Here is a 16,004-nt window from a genome sequence, read left to right as displayed (position 1 = left end):
TTATAGAGGCTACACGCTAGCTCAATTTATTATGTAACTGCTCATGCAGCTTTTTAAATCGTCTCAAGATAAACAAGTATGCAAGTACAAGTTGTAAAAAATATAAACTGCCACCACTTGATGTTTTCGATTCTGAAATGCTGCCGTCATCTATTTTAGTCTTATTAATGTTCACTTTTTGCGACCATCGAGTAGGGTCTAATGGAAAATCATCGTTATCATCTAAGTATCCATCATTATCATCATCGTTGTCTTGATTGTTACCAATGCCATCGGAGTCAGTGTCTAGCCATTCATTACTATCCAATGAGAAGGCATCAAGGTGATCTAAATGACTATCGTTATCATCATCTGTGTCTGTATTGTTGCCGAGCCCATCTTTGTCAGTATCGAACCATTCTGTTGCGTTAAAAGGAAATACATCGTCTACATCAAGATAGCCATCATTGTCATCATCAAGATCTGAATTATCGCCAATTCCATCTAAATCATAATCAAGCCACTCATTTGCATTAAGAGGGAATACATCGTCTACATCAAGGTAGCCATCGTTGTCATCATCAACATCGATATTATTACCAAGACTATCAGAGTCGGTATCTAACCATTCAGTTTCATCAAAAGGAAAATCATCGTGGGTATCTAAATATCCATCGTTATCATCATCGGTATCGCTATTGTCTCCGATACCATCGTGATCAAAGTCGTACCATTCTAAAGCATTGTTTGGGAATTCATCTCTTAAATCTACAAAGCCATCACCATCACTGTCTAAAGTGCTATATCTAAAAAGACTCCAACTTCCAGCTCGAAATTCATCAACATTATTTACGCCATTATTATTACTATCTGTTTCTGCATCATTTGCGTCATAAGGGTTCAATCCATTGATGTATTCATAGCCATTACTCATACCATCATTATCACTGTCTCTGTCTTGTGCATCGTTAATTCCATCACGGTCAGAATCCAAGACTAACAACTCATTTAAAGTACCACCGGATACGACTGCATCACTGAGCAAAATTGATTTTCTTAAGAGATTATCTGCAAACTTTATCCGTAAACTAGAAAGCGATACGGTATCTGTAGGCGGTAATTTAATCCGCATTTTTATCGTTTGATCTAATTCATTGCTACTGATAACTACTTGTTCTGTTTGTAGAGGTTGCCACGAAGCGTTTTGAGATAGCTCTGCTGTGACGACGATGTCTCCCAGTGATGATGCAATGTTCTTAACAATATAGGTTAATTCAACGCTATCTTTGTGTTCATTGGCTTCTTGGACTTGGTAGTCAATATGTTCTATGTGAAACTGGATATCGTTTGCCTGAGAATTGAGCTGATGCTGCGTTGTTACGACAGGGGCACTTACGCCAGCTAGATAGTTATCAGCAAGGGTAATAAATTGAGTCGTCTCGCAGTTTTTCGCTTTATTTTTGGCTTTTGTAAAACCAAGCATACGGTTGTCTATAAAAGACAGGTTTTTGTTGCGTTTTGCGATAATTATGTTGTCACAAACGAGTATTGAGTCATTAATGTAGTGTGTAAAAAGGATGCCATTATTATCTGTGAGTTCATCATAAAACCTTAAGTCGGTGTTGAAGCCAACTTGAGCGCTGTCTGCAAAAACACCTTGCCAATTGATATCTATATTTTGACTAAGGTTATTCTCACTTTGGCGCTCAATACCCTTGTTAGCAAAGTGGAATGGGGTTGTTGCGATATACCGATTGGCGGATGATTGCTCATGTACTTCAAATTTATAATAACTGGCATGCTGACTTTGTGTGCTATTACCATGAATATTTACGGTAAAATCACTGTTAAAGCTCGCGGCTTTATTCATTGTTAAAGAGTCGTAGGCGCGGCCAGAAGTTTCAAAGCCAGATACATTGGTATCAAACACCTGGGTATTGTGAGTAAAGTTGATGTGGTTATACAAATACCAATTGTGTGCTTTTTGCTCTTTTGCAAAAACGTTAAACACGGTGTTACTTTGTTCGCCGTTAAGAGATATTAACTGAGGCTTATTTAAGCCTCTTACGCTATTTGACCAAGCATACAAATGATAGTCATCGCTTGTGCTTTGCTTATCGCCAAACATCAGGGCGTAGCTAAATGTATCTTCTTCAGGAACAGTGGAAACAAACACGGGCTTTTTCGCAAAAGCGTCATTAAGAGATTGCTTGAAAAACTTTGTCCAGCGGCGCATTTGCTGATAGTTAACAACCTCAAAAAATACTCCAAAGCCCTCTAAATCTTCTAAATTTCTGGATTGACCTTGATGATCAAGCCATTCATTCACTTGAACTTTATGTACCGCATTTGATGCTAAAAGTAGCAATTCATCTTGTTGTGAAATTTTTAGCGTTTTAACAATAATAGCGTGCTTGTCTGCTAAGTCATACCAAGCATGCAAAGTATAGGTACCCGGTCTTAACAGATACTCAGTTTGATATGTGTATTTATTGGTGTAAGAGCCATTATCATCATGCTCATAAAGCCAGCTTTCTTTAATTTGGTCATTTGAATTAACGCTATATTGAATAGCATCGAGTACTAAAATAGGAACTTGAAAGTCATCGCTAAGTACCAAAGAAAATTGATGTAAGAAGTTATCTGCATATGCTAATGAATTATTTACTTTAGCTTTTATGCTAAATGTATGTGCCTTGCCTGGTGCAATAGTTACTGAGGGCGACCCTTCAACATACATATTCACATCATCACTTGCCTTGTCATGTTCAATCTTTGGCGCTAAAGTAACAGGCTGTTTTGAGATATTGGTAATTGTAATTGTTTGTGATTGTTGCCATTGTTCTAAATTTCTATCTAATTTACCAAGCATAATCTGTGATTTGGACGCTACCAATTTACTTTTGAGGGCACTTGATATGTCTAATCGGCCATTACCTTCTAAAGTAAATGGAGAGTAAATAGAGCGTGCACTATTAACCACTAATGACTTAAGTTGTGCGGGTTGCATTGTGGGGTACTGCTCTTTTAATAAAGCAACTAAGCCTGCAACATGTGGTGCCGCCATTGATGTACCAGACATGCGTATGCGACCCGTTTTTACTGCAAGTGAATTTATCAGGTCACCCTGAGCGACGAGGTCGGGTTTTTGAAAGTCTGATGAAACCACGGGACCTTGTGAGCTAAAACTAGAAATATCATAGCTTGCATTTGTCGATGGCCCATGTGAGCCTACCGTAATCGCAAGTTGCGCATTTGCTGGACTGCCAATGGTTTGTGGACCTTGTTTGCCAAGGTTTCCTGCTGCTACCACCACCGTGATGCCTTGCTTAACAATGTTGTTTACCGCGATAGTGACTGGGTCATCGATACTACCCGGGCCACTTAAGCTCATGTTAATCACATCAGCAGCATCGTCGGTTGCAGGGTTGCCATCTGGGTCCAGTGCATGTTCTAACGCTTGCAGTATAGCGCTAACAGGACAGGTTGTATTACAGACTTTGTAAGCCAGTAGCTGCGCATCGGGTGCAATACCTTGCATTTGGCCATTGGCTGCAATAACGCCTGCTACATGGGTACCATGGCCGTTACTATCAATTGGGTCTGTATTTGCATCAAGAAAATTGTATCCGCCTTTAACTTTGCAGTTTTTGCCAAAGCAGCCGCCTAAATCAGGGTGGGTGTAGTCAATTCCAGAATCAAGGACGGCCACAGTAATACCTTTACCGGTATATTTTTGAAGCATTCTACCTGCGGTCGTTACGGTGGTGTTCGTTATCTGTGTGTTTATCGGGGGTAATGTTTTATTTTCAACAAGGTGCACCTTTTTGACAACAGCAAGGCGTTTTAGCGTGTCTATTTGTGAATGTGTAGCTGAAAGTGCAAAACCATTAAAGACTTTATAATATTTAGAGCGGACTTTTAGCGTTGGGTAGTCTTGAGCTAAAATATCCATGAACTGCTTTTGAGGATTTGCAATCCGTTGTTTTGCTTGATGCGTTTCACTATTGTTTAATGACTTTAATAGCCTTTCATTGGCATAGAGTGCAGGTTCATTTAATTGCACAATTATCTCAAAGGTACTTTGCTGAGTTACTGATGTTTTTTTTACATGCGTATCTGCATAGGTATTTAAACTCAGTATCATAACAATGAAGTAGATAAATCTAGGTCTGATGTTAGGGATATTTGATGCCATTGATGTTATTTTTGCAATTCTGCTTGTTGCCAAAAGCTCGACATCATACACATATATGGTGCTTTTACTTATCCTGCTGCAGGGGTTTTTGTTAAGAATTGTAAATTTCATAACTACACTATGAGTAAAAAGCGTTTACATTTAATATGTTGCTCAAGATTAAGTTGAAATTTAAATGTAGGGAGATAACGATGTTATTAAGGTATTTATTAGCTTTATTACTTATTTTTACATTCAAAGTGAGTGCTCAACAGACGATTACGCAACAGCAATTGTTGAGCAATCAAATGTCAAAGCATCCGTATACGATCATAGATGTTCGCAGTGCAGAAGAGTTTGCGACAGGGCACTTAAAAGGTGCAATTAATATTCCCTTTAATGCAATTGAACAGCATACAGTTTTACTTAACAAGGTAAAAAGCGACCAACTTGTTGTTTATTGCCGTTCTGGCCGTAGAGCAGGTATTTTTATCGATGCATTACAAGAAAAAGGGTTTAACTTGCTGCATCTAGAAGGAGACATGAACGGTTGGTTAAATGCAAAACTGCCTGTGTTAAAAAATTAGTATTTAATTGTGGGTGATGTAAATAAACCTAAGAAACTAACTTCTTAGGTTTATTAAATACTATTTTAAGCCTTTTTGTGTGTATAAGGTAACCTTCTCGGATACTAATGTCACTTTGATATGCTGGTCTTCATTACCCCAGATACAGTTAGTATGTAGAGTTTTTTCTTCACAATTATCTGCAGAACCTAAAATTGCTTCAATTTCTGTTTTATCCATTCCGACAGTTACTTTATTGTAGTTTTCAATATTGACTTTTGAGCAGCCAACAAGTGTTAATATTGCCGCAGCAACTAATAGCTTCTTCATGATTTCCCCGTTCCTAGTGTTGATATTTTCTAATTTGAAAGATAATTCCAAGCTTTGGATGATCTAAATAGTGTATGTCTCCGCTGTAGACACGTGTAAACTGTGACATTCTTGCTTTTTCAATTGCACCATCTTCTAATTGATAACGAATATCAAGATTGCTTGTTACATATAAGTAATGCCGCACATGGATCTTTAGTAACCCTTCGAGTTGCCAATTATCTTTGTCACCTTCTTTGTGTAACTCAAAAGGTGGATTTAAGAGTCCTGAATATCCATCTTGCTGCACTGTATTGACAAGTTTATTACTGACTGGAGATTTAAACCGTTTTCCCCCGTAGATTTTGATAAAAGGGGCCCGCCGTTGATTTTGCTCCGGAAATCGCCATCCCGTATGTAAAATCGGTTTTTGTCCCTTGCGTTGCAGTTTTTTTAAAATATTTGAAAATTGTAATTGTTGCTCTGACAATAGATAAATGTTGTCCATATGCTCTTGTGGTTGTGCATAGGGTGAAATAGGTAATGTCTCATAGCGAGAAATATAATCGTAGCTTTCAGGGCAGCTCCAAGAATAAGAGCCATCTAGCTTATTTATTAGCGCACGAGGGTCAAAATCAGAGTCGCCGTCAAGGCAGCGCTGCTGTCCTTGCGCGTTGAAGCCTCTGGTGAGTAAATCGCGTTGATTTTTACCGTCAATCTCAGGGTGAGCCAATGTAAAGTCTTCACGTAACATCGACGCAGGTTGTTGCTCAAAAGCAATCATTTCTACCTCAAACCAACGTACTGCATGTGCTGAGAACGGTTGTGTAATTAGCAACAAAGTGAACGCTGATTTTAATATTAAGTGCTTCATGCAACAGCCTTTTTCTGAAAGTCCTCTATCATAGCATCAATGAGCTTTAAGCGCTCTTTGGCATTTTTTTCTTCAATGGCAAAGCGTAGTTTGTTGGCACCTTCCATTTTGTACACGCGCGGGTTGCTTTGTATCAAACCAATGATGAATGCTGGGTTAACTTTGGTTGTTTCATTGAACTCAAAGTAACCCCCCTTAATATTTGCCTCAATTTTACTGACACCTAAGTCACTGGCTTTTATTTTCAAAAGCTGTACTTGAAATAGGTTTTTAGCTGCATCAGGCAGTAAACCAAATCGGTCAATTAACTCCACTTGAAGCTCATCTAATTCATCAGCACTTTTTGCACTGGCAATGCGTTTGTACATGCTAAGACGCATATTAACATCAGGAATGTAGTCATCGGGGAGCAGTGCGGGAATTTTAAGCTCAACATCAGTATGTTGTTGTAAAAGATTATCAAGCGTTGGCTCTTTGCCATCTTTGAGTGCTTGTACGGCCTGATCAAGCATCTCCATGTATAAATTAAAACCTACCGATTGAATTTGGCCACTTTGGTCATCCCCAAGTAGCTCACCAGCTCCGCGTATCTCTAAATCATGGGTTGCTAGGGCAAAACCGGCGCCCAAGTCTTCTAGTGATTCTATCGCTTGCAGGCGCTTAACTGCGTCTTTAGTTAAAGTTTGCGTACTTTTGGTAAGCAAATAAGCGTACGCTTGATGATGGCTACGCCCAACACGACCACGTAACTGGTGCATTTGCGCAAGCCCTAACCGGTCTGCTCTATCCATGATAATCGTATTTGCAGTAGGTATATCAATGCCAGTTTCGATAATAGTAGTACATACTAATACGTTATGCTTTTGATGATAAAAGTCACTCATCAAGTGCTCAAGTTCTCGCTCTCGCATTTGTCCATGAGCAACCGCAACGCTTGCTTCTGGCACTAATTGTGCAATATCTGCGGCTGTTCTTTCAATTGTCTCTACATTATTGTGCAAAAAGTAAACTTGCCCACCGCGCTTGATCTCTCGTAAAATTGCTTCGCGGATAAGTTCATCATTACGCTCTTTCACAAAGGTTTTTATTGCCAGACGTTTTGCAGGTGGTGTTGCGATGATAGATAAGTCACGCATACCGCTCATTGCCATATTCAATGTACGTGGAATCGGGGTTGCAGTGAGCGTTAGTATATCTACATCGGCTCTTAGCTGTTTGATTTTTTCTTTTTGACGCACGCCAAAACGGTGCTCTTCATCTACTATTAGTAAGCCTAAATCACTAAACTTGATGTTTTCTTGGATCAGTTTGTGAGTGCCAATTACAATATCAATTTGACCAGTCGATAGTTTATCTAGTGTCTCTTTTTGTTGTTTTGAACTATTAAAACGCGATAGTACGCCTACCTCAACGGGTAAGTCGGCAAAGCGGTCTTTAAAGTTCTCAAAATGCTGTTGAGCTAATAAAGTAGTAGGCACTAATACAGCAACTTGTTTATTATCATTTATAGCAGCAAATGCGCCACGCATGGCTACTTCCGTTTTTCCAAAACCAACATCACCACACACTAACCTATCCATTGCTTGGTTTGATTGCATATCAGCTAAAACAGCTTCTATGGCATTGCGTTGGTCATCGGTCTCTTCAAATGGAAAACTTGTTGCAAAGTCGCGGTACATTGCGCCATCTAACTTAAACGCAAAACCAGGTTTGCTTTGACGCTTGGCATAAATATCAAGTAGTTCAGCAGCCACATCTCTGACTTTTTCAGCCGCTCTGCGTTTGGCTTTTTCCCATACATCAGAGCCAAGTTTGTGCAGTGGCGCTGACGCTTCCTCACCACCAGAGTAACGGCTTAGCATATGTAATGCTGATACTGGCACATACAATTTAGCTTCACTGGCATAGGTAATGGTGACGAACTCAGTTGCAACACCTGCGGCATCAATCGTCTGTAAGCCTATGTAGCGGCCAACACCATGATCAAGGTGTACAATCGGCTGACCTTCTTTTAATTCGGCTAAATTGCGAATAAGCGCATCTTGGCCTTGCTCGTATTTATGTTTACGACGTCGACGCTGCGATACTTTAATCCCTAAGAGCTCTTGCTCTGTAATGATACTTAAAGCTGGTTTGTCTAACTTTGATGAGCCTGCCAAACATACGCTTTGCTCAAGTGGACTTACAATCAGGCCGACATCTGCTTTACTGCTGATAAATTTTGAAAAGTTGTCAAACTCTTTAAGCTTTAGTCCGCTGGGTTTTAGCAAGGTGATTAGCGACTCACGTCGACCATCTGATTCAACACTAAATATAACGCGTGATTGTTGTTGTTTTTGCGCTGCAATATAGTCCAATACTGCGCTATAAGGCTGTGACAGTATATGATCAATACGAATATCTGTAAGTTCATTTGCGGCCAAATTTGTATGGCCAGCTTTCGTGCCTAACTTGGCTTGGCTGAGCTTGATACGTGCATATCGGTTAAAGTTACTGAATAGTTCATCAATAGGCTGATACAGTTTAACTGGTTTTAGTAATGGCCTAAGTGGGTCGACTCGACGATTTTCATATCGCTTTTCTACATCCTGCCAAAAAATATTGGCCGAATGCTCAATATCGCCTAGGTGCATGAACGTTGCATTATCAGGTAAATAATCAAAGATGGTAGCAAGTTGCTCGTAAAACAGTGGTAGGTAATATTCTATCCCCGCAGGCCAATGACCTTTGGTTACTTGCATGTAAATAGAATCTTGTTCTGCACTTGCGCCAAAGACTTCACGATAAGCAACTCGAAAACGTTCAATATCAGCTTCGTTAGTTGGAAATTCATGTGCAGGGAGTAAATCAATGTCATCGACTTTGTCACTAGAGCGTTGAGTTTCGATATCAAATAATCGGATGCTATCTAACTCATCATCAAAAAAATCAAAGCGATATGGGTGTGGGCTACCCATGGGGAATAAGTCTACAATTGAGCCGCGAACCGCAAATTCGCCATGCTCCATGACTTGCTGCACGTGACGGTAGCCAGATTCACTCAATGATAATTTGAGTTGCTGTGCATCAATGATATCGCCTACTTTATATTTAAGTGCATTACCGTAAATAAAAGCGGGTGGGGCGGTACGAAGCATCAAAGTAGCAACTGGTACAATTAATACGCTGTCGCTTTGTCTTTTCAGTGCATTTAAAGATGCTAGGCGTTGAGAAATAATATCTTGATGTGGTGAAAAGTGATCATAGGGCAGAGTTTCCCAATCAGGAAATACCATCACTGGGCGCTCTGGTAATAAATACTCAAGCTCTGTTTCTAAGCGCAGGGCCGAAGGTGTATCTGGGGTAACAATAACAACCAATTCATGGTGTTGTGCAATACCAGCGCTTAGCGCCACACTTAAGCCGCTGCCACTGAGTTGACCCCAATGGATTTTATCGTTTGGGCTTTTTACCCAAGGTAGTTCGCTCCAATGCGCAGAGGCCATTGAACACTCCTATTTGTGGTTATTAGTCTCTATAGATCTTACAAAGATCGTCGTAATGATCGATGCGACGATCCCGCAGGTATGGCCAAATTCGACGCACTGATTCACTGCGTGCTTGGTTGATTTCAACGACGAGAGTTTGCTCTTGGTTTTCGCTCGCATGAATGAGCATTTCTCCTTGGGGGCCTGCTGCAAAAGAGTTGCCCCAAAATTGAATACCGTCACTTTGGCCGCTTGGGTCTAGCTCATGGCCAACACGATTGACGCTAATGACAGGTACGCCATTGGCGACAGCATGCGCTCTTTGGGAAATAATCCAAGCATCACGCTGGCGTATTTGTTCATCTTTATCATCACGAGGGTCCCAACCGATTGCTGTTGGATAGATAAGTAATTCTGCGCCTGCCATAGCCATTAACCTTGCAGCTTCTGGAAACCATTGATCCCAGCATACCAATACGCCTAATTTTCCTACAGATGTTTCAATAGGGGTGAAGCCAAGGTCGCCCGGGGTGAAGTAAAACTTCTCATAAAATCCAGGATCGTCTGGAATATGCATTTTCCGGTACTTTCCTGCGATAGTACCATCTCGTTCAATTACAACTGCTGTGTTGTGATATAAGCCCGTGGCACGTTTTTCAAATAATGACGTAACAATTACAATATCGAGCTCTTTTGCTAACGCGCCATAAAAGTCTGTACTGGGTCCTGGTATGTTTTCAGCTAAGTCAAACAAGTCAGTATCTTCAGTTTGGCAAAAATATAGGCTGCGGTGTAGCTCTTGCAATACTACTAACTTTGCACCTTGGTCTGCTGCACCCCGAATACCTTGTTCAGTTTTTGCTGCATTGTTTGCCACGTTACTAGTATTAGCATGTTGTACTAAGCCAACTTTGAGTATTTGTGAATTCATGGGTTGGTCCTATTTCAAAAAACCGCGCGGTAGTTGCATTGTGATACAGTGCAGGCTACCAAATTGGTGAATAATGGGCAGGCAATCAATGCCAATAATGGTGTGTTCTGGATAGGCACTTTGTATTTGAGATAAGGCAAGTGCATCATGGCTATCGTTGTAAAGGGGCACCAAAACTGTGTTATTGATTATTAAATAATTGGCATAAGTGGCTGGCAAACGCTCACCTTCGTCATTGAATACCGCTTTAGGCCAAGGCAGAGCGACTAGTTTATAGGCATCACCATCGGTTGTCTTATAGGATTTCAACTGTTTTTCCATAGCCTCAAGCGCACTAAAGTGTTCGTCATTTTGCTCATCACACTTGACGTATACAAGCGTATTGTTTGGTGCGAATCTAACGAGTGTATCTATGTGGCTGTCTGTATCGTCGCCAGCCAAGTAGCCATGATCAACCCATAAAAAACTTTGCGCTCCAAGCTCTTTTTCTAGTAATGACTCAATACTTTGTTTATCGTAGTTAGGGTTACGATTAGGATTAAGTAAACATTCAGAAGTGGTTAGTAATACACCATGCTCGTTTATTTCAACACCACCACCTTCAAGCACAAAATCAAACGACTGATATTGATTAGTGCAATGGGCTGTGTGCTTGACTAATGCCTTGTTAATCGCATTATCAAAATTTGCTGCAAACTTATTGCCCCAACCGTTAAAGGTAAAGTCCTTAATGCAAAGTTCGCCTTGTTCATTTGCACATGTTAAAGGACCATGATCTCGAGCCCAAGTATCATTAGATGGAGCAACGACAAATATGATCTTTGAAAGCTCAACACCTGCATTAGATAACAGCTGTGAGATATGCGCTTTTAGCGCCTCGTCATGTGCAACGATAACAACAAATTGCATTTGGCTAATATGCTGGCAAAGCGTGACATAAACCGGCTCCACCTCCGCTAATATGTCAACCCAGTCAGTTTTTTTATGTGGCCAAGTCAGCATTACGGCGTCTTGGGGTGCCCATTCAGGTAAAAGTCTAAAGGTCATGATCAAACATTAATTTATGAACAAGGTGATAGTTTATCACTGTGTTGTAAGGTGTCAGCTATTTTGTTCTTCATCTGGTTCTGATTGGCGTTTTTTTAACTGCCTAGTTTGAGCATGGAGGCTGGCACGCACGACAAGTTCACGATCTTCTTCTCTTATTTTTGTAAACGCGAGTGTATGCTGAAATTGCTCATCTGATAACGCTTTAACATCAATCACTTCACTGTAACAATAAATTGCCGCCGCTTCTTGGCGTAAAAACAACTTGGTACGAAACGCAGTGCCTTTAGGGTGTGCTAGATTATCGCTAAAGCGAATACCGCCACCGCCATATGAGTCACAAAAAATATTGTCTTCATCAGGTTGTTCTGTTGCTAATATATGACTCATCATGAGATCAATTTTACGCGACTGTGCTTGTAAAAATGACGCAAGCTCCGATGCTAAGTCTCCCATATTACGAAGTGGGCTGAGCATGCTGTGATCCAGTTCTTTCATTTCCGTAGCCAGTTTGAATAGGGCTGGTATTTTTAATTCTAGTTCAGCCACACTTTTAGGTACTTCCTCATTGCTTACTTCTTTTAGATTGACTTGATTTATATCGTCAATTTGAAAGTACTGCTCAAAATTGTCTTGAAGTTGCTTATTCATAACATGACCAATTTAGTGTTTTATTTAATATTAACGGCTTAGCATGTAAAACGCCATAGACGCCACGCGGCATGAAAATAAAGAATGTGTTAAAACGAATAATAATTTGTACAAATAAAGTGTTGTAATAATAATGTATTAAGTTGTTACTTAATGATTAATTAAAAGCGGGGGCTTTATATGGAAATAATCGAAAAGGATGCAAGATCGCTGACAATGGCTTTATCTTTGCCAAGCAATTTAATAATAAGAAATGCAGTTTTATCAGATGCACAAGCAATGGCAGGTGTAACTTTTGAAAGTTGGCATACTGCTTTTAGTGAATTTCTTCCGCAGGAAGTATTAGAAAAAGGGACATTAGACTTTTTTGAAAATATCTGGCATGCGATGTTAGCTAAGCCAAACATACATAGTGCAGTCTTGCTATGCGATGGAAGCAAAATTATTGCATGCGGTGCAGCTGGGGTATATCGAAATTTGCATAACCCAGTTAGCCGTAAGGTATGTAAATTAAATGCGGGAGAATTATATCGCGGATATGTTCTACCAAGTTATCAAAATAAGGGCATAGGGCAAGCACTATTAAAGGCACGTTTACTTAAGTTGCACGAACAAGGTTATCACAAGGCATATACATGGATTTATGCAAAAAACATCCGAGCTTGTGCGTTTTATGAAAAGTATGGTGCCGTTCGTTTAGACCAAACTCTTGGCTTAACGATGAACAAATATCCTTTTGATGAAGTTTGTTATGGCATTGAAGTAGAGAGTGTTTTTAATTTTAGTTAGCAATATAAGGGAGGCGGCCAGCGGCCGCCTCTTAAAGCCTTTAGACTAAACCTTCATTGGTATCAACATGCTCTTTTTTATGTTGCTGTGCTATTTCATTAGCCAACTCTTTGCGAGAGCGCTTTTCTGTTAGCTGGCGATTGGTTAACCAAAAAAAGAATAATGGTACAAAAAATACAGCTAAAAAAGTTGCTGCCATCATGCCGCCCATAACACCGGTGCCAACGCTATGGCGTGCACCAGCACCTGCCCCTGAACTAATGACCAGAGGTACAACTCCTAAAATAAACGCAAGTGAGGTCATGATTATTGGCCTAAACCTTAATCTGGCAGCTTCAAGTGCAGCTGCACTTGCACTCCAACCTTGTTGATGTTTCATTAGCGCATATTCTACGATTAAAATTGCATTTTTACTGGCAAGCCCTAACAGCGTAACCAAGCCTATCTGAAAGTAAACATCATTTGTCAGTCCTGCTATCCAGATTGATATGAGTGCGCCAAATGTACCAAAGGGTAGTGCCAGTAATACTGATAAAGGTAGTGACCAACGTTCATACAATGCGGCTAAAATCAAAAATACCATAATAACTGCTAGACCAAGTGCCAGACCTGTAGTGCCAGAGCTTTGCTTTTCTTGAAAGGCTGAACCTGTCCAGTCGTAACTCATATCAGGAGGCAGCACTTTACGTGCAATACGTTCCATTTCTGCGATTGCTTGACCAGAGCTATAGCCCGGAGCGGGTTCACCAAGCAGTTTTACAGCTGATAGGTTGTTATAACGCTCTAAGGTTTCAGGACCGCGACTATACTCTATGTCAGTGAAAGCGGAAATAGGTACCATGTCACCTTGATTATTTTTAACATAAATTCTCCCTACATCTTCAGGGGTCATCCTAAATTCGGCTTCTGCAGAAAGTAGCACCTGCCAAGCGCGGCCAAATTTGTTAAAGTCATTGACATAATAAGTACCGAGGTTTGCAGCAAGTGCATTAAATGCGCTATTGATATTTACGCCCATTGCTCTTGCTTGTTCTCTATCCATATGGACTTTTAACTGCGGTGCATCTGGTCGCCACAAAGTTTGTAAACTGGCAAGTATAGGGCTTTTTTGTGCTTCACCCATGAGTAATTGCATACCTTGCTTTAATTTTTCGCTACCGCCTGCGCCTTTATTTTGCAGGTAAACTTCGAAGCCACCGGTGTTACCTAACCCAAAAATAGCGGGTGGATTAAAAGCTAACACGAGTGCTTCATTGATATGAGCCGTTTTCATATACAATTCGCCTACCAGAGATTTAGTATCCACATCTCTTTCATCCCAGTGCTTTTGTGTCACAAACATTGTTGCAGCACTGTTTTTATAGCCATTGCCTATAAAGTCAAAACCTGTGAATGCGATTACGTTCTCGTTAGCCGGATTGGATTTCACGGCTTCGATTACTTCATCAACCACTTTTGCTGTGCGCTCAAGTGATGACCCATCAGGTAAGAATATGGCAGAAATATAGAACCCCTGATCTTCGTCTGGAACAAGTGAACTGGGGGTGTTTTTCCACATTATGCCTGTAACACTGACCATAGCACCGACCAGTATCAAGCCTAATAAACCTCTTCTAATCATGAAGCTAACAGAGCTCACATAACGGGCAGTGATTTTGGCAAACAGAGTGTTAAACCATACAAAAAAGCCCGCTGTTTGTTTGTGCTCATGCTTTAAAATCATCACGCACAACGCGGGAGTCATAGTTAATGCCACAACACCCGACAGACTGACAGAGATAGAGATTGTGATTGCAAACTGTCTAAATAACTCACCGGTTAACCCACCTAAAAAGGCGATTGGCACAAACACAGAGCATAGTACTAGTACAATGGCGACAACTGGGCCACTTACTTCTTGCATTGCTTGGATAGCAGCTTCGTGCGCACTTACGTGCTTTTCGTGCATAATACGCTCGACGTTTTCAAGCACCACAATGGCATCGTCAACCACAATACCAATGGAGAGCACCATGCCAAACAGAGTTAAGGTATTAATTGAATACCCGAGCATATACATGCCAGCAAAAGTACCTAGTAATGATACTGGCACAGCCAGAGTAGGAATTAGCGTCGCTCGCCAGTTTTGCAAAAATAAGTAGACCACGAGAAAGACTAGAATCATGGCCTCACCAAGCGTGATAAGCACCTCCCGAATTGATACTTCTACAAAACGGGTTGTGTCATAAGCTGTCAGGTGGGATAAACCTAAAGGAAATTGAGATTTCAGCTCCTCAATTGTTTCTTTAACTTGTTCTGCAACGTCCAGTGCATTAGCACCTGGTTGTAAAAATATACCAAGTAAAACTGCTTGTTTGCCATTAGCTGTACCCGCAAAGTTATAGTCTTTGGACCCGAGCTCCACGCGTGCAAGATCTTTTAGCCTTAAATTTGAGCCATCTGGATTTACACGAATTAATATATCCTCAAACTCATCAACTGTTGATAAGCGACCTTGAGCTGTGACGCTGTAAACCAACTCCTGTGCATGCTCTGCTGTAGGGGTTGCACCAATTTGACCTGCAGCATATTGGGAGTTTTGTTCTCGAATTGCAGCGGATACTTCTTCAACCGTTACACCTAATTGACTCATAATATCCGGACGAAGCCAAACACGCATTGCATAGTCTTTTGCCCCAAAGATTTGTACGTTTGTAGTACCTGGGATCCGTTTTATTCTATCGAGTACATTCATCGTGACATAGTTGGATGTCCATAAACTGGTTCGCGAGTCGTCAGGTGAATAAAAAGCATGTACCTGTAAAAAGCTTGAAGAGCCTTTTGCAACAACCACTCCTTGGCGGCGCGTTTCTTCAGGTAAACGGGCTTCAACTTGTTTAACCCTGTTATTGACATTGACTGCTGCTTGGTCAACGTCGGTACCTATTTCAAAGGTGACTGCTATCGTTGTAACACCTGAGTTAGTGCTTGTTGAACTCATGTACATCATGCCTTCAACACCTGTAATCGCATTCTCAATGGGTGCTGCAACTGTTTGTTCTAGGACCTCAGCTGATGCACCTGGATATACCGCAGTAACTTGGACTACAGGGGGGGCTATCTCAGGGTATTGCGCAATTGGAAGACTGCGCATTGCAGCAAGACCTGCAAGTACAATGACGATAGATATGACAAAGGCAAAAATTGGCCTGTCGATAAAAAAGCGTGAAAACAT

10 protein-coding genes are annotated in these 16,004 nt (G+C 40.8%); 2 read left to right on the top strand and 8 right to left on the bottom strand.

Annotated elements, in window-relative coordinates:
- Nucleotides 1-16: 16 nt before the first annotated feature.
- On the bottom strand, nt 17-4,177 hold the full coding sequence (locus SANK73390_RS22040; protein ID WP_462768434.1) for a S8 family serine peptidase: 4,161 nt from the start codon (nt 4,175-4,177) through the stop codon (nt 17-19).
- A gap of 191 nt (nt 4,178-4,368) precedes the next feature.
- Here SANK73390_RS22040 and SANK73390_RS22035 point away from each other — a divergent pair, with 191 nt between their 5' ends.
- Nucleotides 4,369-4,743 (top strand): rhodanese-like domain-containing protein, encoded by a 375-nt coding sequence (locus SANK73390_RS22035; protein ID WP_462768433.1) that lies wholly within the window; start codon nt 4,369-4,371, stop codon nt 4,741-4,743.
- Between the two features lie 60 nt (nt 4,744-4,803).
- Here the strand turns inward: SANK73390_RS22035 and SANK73390_RS22030 are convergent, their stop codons facing one another.
- From SANK73390_RS22030 to SANK73390_RS22005, 6 genes are read right to left on the bottom strand one after another with little or no spacing between them, the layout of a single operon-like run.
- Complete coding sequence (locus SANK73390_RS22030; RefSeq protein WP_462768432.1) at nt 4,804-5,052, bottom strand: DUF3862 domain-containing protein; 249 nt, start codon at nt 5,050-5,052, stop codon at nt 4,804-4,806.
- A 13-nt stretch (nt 5,053-5,065) separates the two neighbouring features.
- Nucleotides 5,066-5,905 (bottom strand): CsiV family protein, encoded by an 840-nt coding sequence (locus SANK73390_RS22025; RefSeq protein ID WP_462768431.1) that lies wholly within the window; start codon nt 5,903-5,905, stop codon nt 5,066-5,068.
- A complete protein-coding gene (mfd, locus tag SANK73390_RS22020) occupies nt 5,902-9,390 on the bottom strand; it encodes a transcription-repair coupling factor (protein ID WP_462768430.1) in 3,489 nt (1,162 codons plus the stop codon). Before mfd ends, SANK73390_RS22025 begins: the two co-directional genes overlap by 4 nt.
- A 22-nt stretch (nt 9,391-9,412) precedes the next feature.
- Nucleotides 9,413-10,303, bottom strand: coding sequence for a carbon-nitrogen hydrolase (locus tag SANK73390_RS22015; protein WP_462768429.1), 891 nt, complete (start codon nt 10,301-10,303; stop codon nt 9,413-9,415).
- Nucleotides 10,304-10,312: 9 nt separating this feature from the next.
- Nucleotides 10,313-11,350 carry an agmatine deiminase family protein gene (locus tag SANK73390_RS22010; RefSeq protein ID WP_462768428.1) on the bottom strand — a complete coding sequence of 346 codons (1,038 nt, stop codon included), beginning with the start codon at nt 11,348-11,350 and terminating at the stop codon, nt 10,313-10,315.
- 54 nt (nt 11,351-11,404) lie between these two features.
- Entirely contained in the window at nt 11,405-12,001 is a 597-nt protein-coding gene (locus SANK73390_RS22005; protein WP_462768427.1) for a PilZ domain-containing protein, read from the bottom strand.
- 180 nt (nt 12,002-12,181) lie between these two features.
- Here SANK73390_RS22005 and SANK73390_RS22000 point away from each other — a divergent pair, with 180 nt between their 5' ends.
- Nucleotides 12,182-12,790 carry an N-acetyltransferase family protein gene (locus SANK73390_RS22000; protein ID WP_462768426.1) on the top strand — a complete coding sequence of 203 codons (609 nt, stop codon included), beginning with the start codon at nt 12,182-12,184 and terminating at the stop codon, nt 12,788-12,790.
- Nucleotides 12,791-12,830: 40 nt separating this feature from the next.
- Here the strand turns inward: SANK73390_RS22000 and SANK73390_RS21995 are convergent, their stop codons facing one another.
- Nucleotides 12,831-16,004: an efflux RND transporter permease subunit gene (locus SANK73390_RS21995; RefSeq protein ID WP_462768425.1), complete on the bottom strand. Its 3,174-nt coding sequence runs from the start codon at nt 16,002-16,004 to the stop codon at nt 12,831-12,833.

The organism is Pseudoalteromonas sp. SANK 73390, assembly GCF_054966645.1.
Note: the sequence above shows the minus strand (reverse complement) of the source record. Positions and strands in the feature narration are given on the sequence as shown.

Excerpts from the sequence above, each read along its gene's own strand:
- SANK73390_RS22040 (WP_462768434.1), bottom strand. The coding sequence starts at position 4,177 with ATGGCATCAAATATCCCTAACATCAGACCTAGATTTATCTACTTCATT.
- SANK73390_RS22035 (WP_462768433.1), top strand. The coding sequence starts at position 4,369 with ATGTTATTAAGGTATTTATTAGCTTTATTACTTATTTTTACATTCAAA.
- SANK73390_RS22030 (WP_462768432.1), bottom strand. The coding sequence starts at position 5,052 with ATGAAGAAGCTATTAGTTGCTGCGGCAATATTAACACTTGTTGGCTGC.
- SANK73390_RS22025 (WP_462768431.1), bottom strand. The coding sequence starts at position 5,905 with ATGAAGCACTTAATATTAAAATCAGCGTTCACTTTGTTGCTAATTACA.
- mfd (WP_462768430.1), bottom strand. The coding sequence starts at position 9,390 with ATGGCCTCTGCGCATTGGAGCGAACTACCTTGGGTAAAAAGCCCAAAC.
- SANK73390_RS22015 (WP_462768429.1), bottom strand. The coding sequence starts at position 10,303 with ATGAATTCACAAATACTCAAAGTTGGCTTAGTACAACATGCTAATACT.
- SANK73390_RS22010 (WP_462768428.1), bottom strand. The coding sequence starts at position 11,350 with ATGACCTTTAGACTTTTACCTGAATGGGCACCCCAAGACGCCGTAATG.
- SANK73390_RS22005 (WP_462768427.1), bottom strand. The coding sequence starts at position 12,001 with ATGAATAAGCAACTTCAAGACAATTTTGAGCAGTACTTTCAAATTGAC.
- SANK73390_RS22000 (WP_462768426.1), top strand. The coding sequence starts at position 12,182 with ATGGAAATAATCGAAAAGGATGCAAGATCGCTGACAATGGCTTTATCT.
- SANK73390_RS21995 (WP_462768425.1), bottom strand. The coding sequence starts at position 16,004 with ATGTTTTCACGCTTTTTTATCGACAGGCCAATTTTTGCCTTTGTCATA.